Here is an 8,116-nt window from a genome sequence, read left to right as displayed (position 1 = left end):
TCTCCATGTAAATAGCTCTATTTCAATCAATTTACAGCTTTCTTAGCCATTAAACAAGTGCCTAATTCAATTCTTTTATTCATTTGGAAAGATGCTTATGGTCTTACAACGGCTAGTAAGTTTCCAGAATTTTCATAAATCCGAGTTCCTCCTGCCAATTATAGACTGCGACTTAACTTACCGAAATTTGAAATTGTATTGCCATCTGTTGCAGGACGCAGAACACCAGATTTTCTTTTAGTCCTGTTAAAATGAGAATAATCAACCGTAAATTTTCGATAGGTTGTGTCGTCATCTATAATGAGAGAAAAGAGCCTCCTTGCCTCATCGTAAAAGCAGATTTTCTAACAATTTTGAATTTTAGTTTTTAATTTGCCGCTAGCTTTAGGTTCCTCTGCAAAAGCAGATCGTACCTTGCAATAGCCAGAAGGCGAAGCACGTGCCGTAAAATTGCCGCACCTTTTGCTTTGCAACTGCACAGAAATTAAAACCCTGAACATGAGACTCGCTCACTACCTCTTTACTACCACCTGCTGCTTCCTGTTCCTGCTGCAGGCGGCTGCACAAAACTCGCCCGCACCCATAAAGCTTGTCGATATTTTGCTTACACCAGATGCGAAAGACTGGAACTATGCTGTAAACCAGCAGGCATCGGTAGAGGTAACGGTTCTGAAGTATGGCATGCCACAGCCAGACGTAGAAATCAGTTTTGAAGCCGGCCCGGAGCTGCTGCCGCCAGACAAGAAAGGAAAGTTAACACTCCGCAAAGGCAGCGGCAAAATAAACCTGGGCACCAGCAAAGAACCTGGTTTCAGGCAGTTGGTGGTACGGGCCAAGCTAAACGGCCACACCTACAGCAACACCGTTAAAGTAGGATACTCACCTGATAAAATAAAACCAACGGTACCTCTACCTTCCGATTTCGTAAGCTTCTGGGACAAAGCCAAAGCAGAAGCCGCCAAACTTCCCCTCGACCCGCAGTACACGCACCTGCCCGCTTACTCTACGGCCACCGCAGATGTTTATCTGGTGAGTGTGCAGAGCTACCAGAAGGGCCGGCGACTCTATGGCTACCTGACCAAACCCAAGGCTCCGGGCAAGTACCCCATCCTGTTTGCGCCTCCGGGTGCCGGCATTAAACCCATGCAACCGTTTACAGGCTTTGCCGATCAGGGCTATATCAGCTTCACTACCGAAATTCATGGGTTGTCGCCACAGCTCGATAGCGATACCTACAAAAGCATAAGCACTGCCTTTGGCGACTATACGCTAAACAAGCTCGACGATAAAGACAACTACTATTATAAGAGTGTGTACCTGGGCTGTGTCAGAGCCATCGATTTTCTGACTTCGCTCCCGGAGTTCGATGGGAAGAACGTATTGGTGACAGGTGGTAGCCAGGGAGGTGCTCTGGCCATTGTGACAGCTGCCTTAGATAAACGCGTAACCGCGCTGGCAGCTTTTTACCCCGCCCTCTCCGACATGACTGGCTACCTGCATGGCCGGGCCGGTGGCTGGCCTCACCTGCTCGCGCCCCGCCAACAAGCCACCAATAACACGCCGGCCAAACTCCACACTATCAGCTATTACGATGTGGTAAACTTTGCCAAACAAATAACAGTGCCTGGCTTTTACTCCTGGGGCTACAACGACAACACTTGTCCGCCAACCTCTGTGTTTGCGGCCATAAACGCTGTTACGGCACCCAAAACCATTGCCATTACGCCTATCTCCGGCCATTGGCGTTTCGAAGAAACCAACCTTGAGTCTTTGGAATGGCTGAAAAAGCAGCTGAAATAATTTAGCCCCTTACCACCCTTGACCTTCCGGGGGCCAAAATACCTTCGGAGGGCTATTTTCATTAGCATAATTTATTCCATCTTCTTTCAACAGGGTTGCTAAGGGCCAGCATTCGGAGGTGTAAACTAAGTTAGGTCTAACAAATCTGGAGGTACTTTAGCCATTAGTTCTCAGCCTGTATTACTTATTAAGCCCGATCCTTTTCCGAGACCTGAAATATCATATTTGCCTTTTTATAGACCTTTGGCTTTAAATGGCAGGCAAATACTTTTACAGACTTCACAGAAAATAGTGTCCTGCTGTAATGGAACCAGGTTTATGGCAACTTGTACTAAAAAATTCGAGCAATTTTTACATCAAAGTAAAAATCAATACTTTACGCCATAACCTGCAGGATTCTATCTTTGTAACAAATTGATTAAATACAATTAAGATAATAAGAAATGATAAGAATCATTATTAGTTTAATATATTTAAACTACATTTAGCAGACTTAACCGGCACCACATGTAACCTAAGGCTACAAGATCGAGTACAATTTTAATCCTACGTATTTAAATTTTAGTCATACTTTTTACGGCTCCTAAAATTTAACGAATGGCTAAATTCAACAAACTTAAGCGGTTTCTTTTCAGATACAACTTAATACCTCCAAAAAAATGGAGACCGGCAGCTATTGTTATGGTTGCTACCTTTTTTGGATTAGGCCTTTACGTGCTGAAACTCAGTAATGCTGCCGCCTACCTCTCCGACGATCCGCAGGCCTGCGTAAACTGCCACCTGATGACACCCCAGTACATTACCTGGAACCACAGCTCCCACAGGGACGTGGCTAGCTGCAACGATTGCCATGTGCCACACAACAACATTTTTAATCAATATTACTTTAAGGCAAAAGATGGCCTCTATCATGCCTCTATCTTTACGATCAGGGCAGAACCTCAGGTAATTAAAGCTCGCGGACCATCTATAGAAGTGATTCAGGATAACTGCGTCCGCTGCCATTCCTCACAGGTCACCGATGCCAAAATGACCTCCTTTGTAGAAGACCACCATGCCGCCAGAACTGACCGCACCTGCTGGGAGTGCCACCGCGAAGTACCGCATGGCCGTGTTAAAAGCCTCTCGTCGGTTGGTCACCAGATAGAGCCCATCCGCGCGCATGCCCCACCCGATTTACAGATTATCCCGAGCTGGCTAAAAAAGTCGATGCAGGAAGAAAACACGAAAAAAGCAGCACAACGAAAATAACAGCATCATGAAAAACTGGTTACTCTTTATTACGACCGTGTTAGTGGTATTTTTACTGGCCATGCTGGCCTATTCTATTATGGATAGAAAAACGGAGGCCCGGTTTGCCTACCAGGCCAAAGTAGAAATTGAAGGCATAGAACCCAGAGACACCCTGTGGGGACTGAACTACCCTCGCCAATACCAATCGTACCAGAAAACCCAGGATACTACGTTTAAAAGTAAGTACAACACCAGCGGTTTCAGAGATGCGCTGGAGGAGCAGCCGGAAATGATCATTCTCTGGGCAGGCTATGCCTTCAGTAAAGGCTACAACCAACCCCGGGGCCACAACCATGCCGTGCGCGATGTGCTGAGCTCGGTGCGCATTGGTGCGCCCATGAAGCCCGGAGCAGGTGTAATGCCGAGTACCTGCTGGACCTGTAAGAGCCCCGACGTACCACGCCTGATGAGCGAAATCGGTGTAACTGAGTTCTACAGCCAAAAACTATCGGACCTGGGCAGCCAGGTTATTAACCCAATTGGCTGTGCCGACTGCCATAATCCCAAAACCATGAACCTCACCATTACCAGGCCGGCACTTATAGAGGCATTTCAGGCGATGGGGAAAGACATAAACCAAGCCTCGCACCAAGAAATGCGTTCGCTGGTGTGCGCCCAGTGCCACGTAGAATATTATTTCGACAAATCCAAGCCCGGCAAACCAGACGCCCAATACCTGACCTTCCCCTGGAAAAACGGCATGACGGTAGACTCGATGGAGGCCTATTACGACAACATAGATTTTGCCGACTGGGTACACCCCCTGAGCAAAGCCAAAATGCTGAAAGCCCAGCATCCCGACCATGAAATTTACTCGATGGGCGTGCATGCCAAAAGAGGCGTATCGTGTGCCGACTGCCACATGCCTTACCGCACCGAAGGTGGCCAGAAATTTACGGACCATCATATTGGCTCTCCGCTGAGTAATGTAGAGAACTCCTGCTTTGTATGCCACCGCGAAAAAGTATCGGACCTGGTGGCAGATGTGTACGAACGGCAGGGAAAGGTGAAAGAAGGAACCATGAAGTTGCAGCGGCAAATTGCCATGGCCCACCTGGAGGCAGAAAAGGCCTGGCAGCTCGGAGCCACCGAAGCCCAGATGAAAGATATCCTGACAGGCATCCGCCATGCCCAGTGGCGCTGGGACTATGTGGCTGCCTCGCACGGTGCTGGCTTCCATGCTCCCCTCGAATCGAGCCGCATTATTAACACCGGCACCTCCATTATACAGGAATCCAGAATAAAGCTGGCCCGCGTGCTGGCAGCTTTAGGGCATAACAAGCCCGTAGAAATGCCTGACCTGAACAGCAAATCGGCGCTGCAAGCTTACATTGGAGTAGATCTGGAGAAAGAGAAACTGGCAAAAGCAGACTTTCTGGAGCAGGTAGTTCCACAGTGGCTAAAAGAAGGCAAAGCCCGGGAAGCCAAAAAGCAAGTTAACTACCTACAGTAGCAGCATGAAGTATTTAGGGAGTTTGGTTTCGACCAGGGTGTCGTTGGTTTTACTGATTGCCTTTGCGGGCTCTATGGCGGCTGCCACTTTTATAGAAAACGACCATGGCACGGCAGTGGCAAGAGCCCTGGTATATGATGCCTGGTGGTTCGAGATTATTATGATTTGGCTCGGCATTAATTTCCTGTGCCACATTGGCCATTATAAATTGTTTCACCGGAACAGGTGGCCCATAGGTTTGTTTCATGTGGCGTTCGTCATTATACTGGCAGGAGCTGGTGTTACCCGTTATTTCAGCAAAGAAGGCATCATTCATATAAGAGAAGGCAGTTCTGAAAACACGTTTTACACCACGGCACACTACCTGCAGGTAAAGCACCAGAACGAAGAACAGCCCAAGCGATTTGAGCAGCCAATAACACTTATCAGCCGCAAGTTTAAACCCAAGACCGTTGAGGCCTCTTTTAACGAACCAGGCTTTAAGGTTACTTTTGAAGAATACATTACCGGTGCCCGCGAAGCGTTCGAAAGCGGCAACGAGACTTACTTCGACATGGCACTGGCTGTTGGCGGCGGAAGGGAGGATTTTTTAATTACCAAAGGTAATACGCTGCCAATGGGTAACACATCGTTAGGCACTACCAAAGATGCGGCAAGCCCTATTCGCCTGTTCAAAACAGATAGCACCTGGTTTATACACACAGCTGTGCACCTGCAGGTAATGGAAATGAGCACCCAGAAAATTGGCGTGGTGCATACGGGTGCCACGCAGCCCCTGCAGCTCAGGTCGCTGTACCAATGGGATGGCGGTGCGTTTATCGTAAAATCTATAAAGGAGAACGCCACGCTCGTGTTTAAAGCAGAGCAGGACGAAAAGCTGGCTAAAGACTTGCCGAACGTGGTAAAAATGAAAGTTACCGACCAGCAGGACCAGCCGGTAACCGAAGCCTATGTGAGGCTGGTGAGCTTTAACCCTGCCTGGCACCCGTTTACCTACAAAGGGCAAAACTATTCGATTACCTATGGGCCAAAGGCCGAAACCATGCCGTTTAGCCTGCACCTGAAAGCCTTTGAACTGGAGCGCTACCCTGGCAGCCAGAGCCCCGCCAGCTATGCCAGCGAAGTAAAGGTACAAGATGCCGAAACGGAATTCCCGTTCAGGATATTCATGAATAACGTGCTCGATTACAAAGGCTACCGCTTCTACCAATCGTCTTTCGACACCGACGAAAAAGGCACTGTTCTTTCTGTTAGCCAGGACAGGCCCGGCACCTACCTCACCTACCTCGGTTATTTCCTGCTGGCGCTGGGCATGGTTATCACTCTTTTTGCTAAAGGCAGCCGGTTCCAGCTACTGAACAAGAAACTGGGCACTATCCGAAAAAAAGCGGCGGCACCTAAAATAAAAACCACTGCCATTATTGTTTTGTGCCTCCTTGCCGGGCAGGTACAGGCGCAGGCTAATCTGCCCATCGTGCCTGTCGAAAAAGCCTCTGCATATGGCCGCCTGGTTGTTCAGGACCTCGACGGCCGTATGAAACCGCTCAACACCCTGGCCAACGAAATTGTCCGGAAGCTGAATGGCAGAGCTTATATCGACATCCCGACCGATTCCGGTGAGATCAGGCTAACTTCGGAGCAGTTTCTGCTGGCCGTGCAGCTGGACCCGGTTACGTTCAGCGACCTTCCTGTTATTAAAATCGATAAGAAAAAGTCGTACCGTGCCTTTGCTGCTTTAGGAAAAGAACCCCAGGAGCGACTCAGTTTCAGAGATTTTATTAACAATGATGGCGACTACCTGCTCCACGAACTAGTAGAGGAAGCCAACTTACTGAAGCCATCAGAAAGAAACGAAGGACATAAAGAACTGCTAAAAACAGACGAACGCTTTAATATTTTCTATGCCCTTATAACAGGCGATTTCCTGCGGATATTTCCTAACAAACTCGACGATAACAACACCTGGTTTACGAGCCAGCAATCGCAGCAGGGCTTTGCAGAAGATGATGCCATGTTTGTGAGGAACATAACTGCTTTTTACCTGTCCGGACTTCAAAAAGGCCTAACAGAAAGCAACTGGAAAGAGGCAGACGAAGCCCTGAACTACATGCACCTGTTCCAGCAGAAAGCAGGAACGAAGGTGTACCCATCCGAAGACCTGCTAGAAGCCGAACTGCTTTACAACCGCCTCAACCTTGGCAATAAGCTTTTTGGCCCCTTCTGGTTAGTGGGTGCTTTTATGCTGCTTGTTGGTATTACCATGCTGTTTAAAGAGGCCAGACCCATACAACTTGCCTGGAACGCCGGTAAAGTGCTGAGCTGGCTGGGATTTGCTGTTTTCACTTTTCACCTCGGCATCAGGTGGTACATTGCCAAACATCCGCCCTGGAGCGATGGCTTCGAAATGCTGGTGTTTGTGGCCTGGGGCGTGCTTCTGTTTGGCTTGCTGTTCTCCGGCAAATCGAAGTTTACGGTTCCGCTAAGCCTGCTCTTTTCGGGCACCTTACTGTTTGTGGGTTTCCTCGATTGGCTCAACCCCGAAATTACAAACCTGATGCCGGTGTTGCACTCCTACTGGCTCAAAATACATGTGGCCATAATTGTGAGTGGCTATGCTCCGCTTGCCCTGGCCGCTATTCTGGCTTTACTGAGCCTTAGCTTCATCATTTTTAAGCCTGTTGCGCCCAAACCAAAGTGGTGGGTAAGCATGCAGGAGCTGAACATTGTGAACGAACTCTCTATTACGATCGGTTTGTTTCTGCTAACGGTTGGCACTTTTCTGGGTGGTGTGTGGGCCAACGAGAGCTGGGGGCGCTACTGGGCCTGGGACCCCAAAGAAACCTGGGCCTTGATCTCCATCATCGTCTACGCTTTTGTACTGCATCTGCGCCTGATCCCTGTCTTTAAAAACGCGCTCCTGTTCAACCTGGCGAGCCTTTGGGCTTTCTCTTCTATTATCATGACTTCGTTTGGAGTAAACTATTACCTCTCGGGCCTGCACTCCTATGCGGCCGGAGACCCTGTTCCTATTCCGGTTTGGGTGTATTGGGTAGTGGCGCTGCTCCTGCTTATTTCTGTAATGGCGGTGCTCAGGTTCCGGCAATTATCCGAGGAGGAGAAGAAGGCGTTGGCGGTGTAATCGCTGAATTGTATTCTAGAAATTTCATTGCGAAGCGCTTTGTGGGCTGGTAGGTTTCATTAGCATCATCTGAAATCTATAGTATATCAGATTATGCTAATGAAAATGGCCTTCCGAAGGATTTTTAGCTACATTCTGCCAAGGGTCTTTTAATACTTCGCCACTTGGTCTTTTATTTGCCCACCTTCATCTTTAGTGCTCCTCCAACTTAATTTCTAGAGTTGCAAGTTCTCCTGTAAACAAGGTCTGAAACGGCCAGAGGAAGTAGAATATTCGTCAAGAGCGAGCATGCCCGCGCCATCATACTTGTTAATGTGCCTAAGCACCAGTAAGACATACGAATTTTCGTTCCTGCAAAAATCGGAGAAGTGAAACCTTACATGGCAAGGTTTGTGTCGGAGTTTGTAAACGCAATTTAACTGCACATTCCT

General features: G+C 48.4%; 4 protein-coding genes. All 4 read left to right on the top strand.

Going from position 1 to position 8,116, the window contains the following annotated elements; translation table 11 throughout:
* Positions 1–498 precede the first annotated feature (498 nt).
* Entirely contained in the window at positions 499–1,800 is a 1,302-nt protein-coding gene (locus tag FVR03_RS17695) for an acetylxylan esterase (protein ID WP_147923100.1), read from the top strand.
* 681 nt (positions 1,801–2,481) lie between these two features.
* Positions 2,482–3,051: a cytochrome c nitrite reductase small subunit gene (gene nrfH / locus FVR03_RS17690; protein WP_255474281.1), complete on the top strand. Its 570-nt coding sequence runs from the start codon at positions 2,482–2,484 to the stop codon at positions 3,049–3,051.
* Positions 3,052–3,058: 7 nt separating this feature from the next.
* Entirely contained in the window at positions 3,059–4,546 is a 1,488-nt protein-coding gene (gene nrfA / locus FVR03_RS17685; protein WP_147923098.1) for an ammonia-forming cytochrome c nitrite reductase, read from the top strand.
* A gap of 4 nt (positions 4,547–4,550) precedes the next feature.
* Positions 4,551–7,685: a cytochrome c biogenesis protein CcsA gene (locus FVR03_RS17680; RefSeq protein ID WP_147923097.1), complete on the top strand. Its 3,135-nt coding sequence runs from the start codon at positions 4,551–4,553 to the stop codon at positions 7,683–7,685.
* The last annotated feature ends 431 nt before the right edge of the window (positions 7,686–8,116 follow it).

The sequence above is a fragment of the Pontibacter qinzhouensis genome (genome assembly GCF_008017455.1).
Classification (GTDB): Bacteria; Bacteroidota; Bacteroidia; order Cytophagales; family Hymenobacteraceae; genus Pontibacter; species Pontibacter qinzhouensis.
This window is presented reverse-complemented; position numbering and strand designations above follow the sequence as displayed.

Coding starts and splice junctions, on each gene's coding strand:
- FVR03_RS17695 (WP_147923100.1), top strand. CDS start 499: ATGAGACTCGCTCACTACCTCTTTACTACCACCTGCTGCTTCCTGTTC.
- nrfH (WP_255474281.1), top strand. CDS start 2,482: ATGGTTGCTACCTTTTTTGGATTAGGCCTTTACGTGCTGAAACTCAGT.
- nrfA (WP_147923098.1), top strand. CDS start 3,059: ATGAAAAACTGGTTACTCTTTATTACGACCGTGTTAGTGGTATTTTTA.
- FVR03_RS17680 (WP_147923097.1), top strand. CDS start 4,551: ATGAAGTATTTAGGGAGTTTGGTTTCGACCAGGGTGTCGTTGGTTTTA.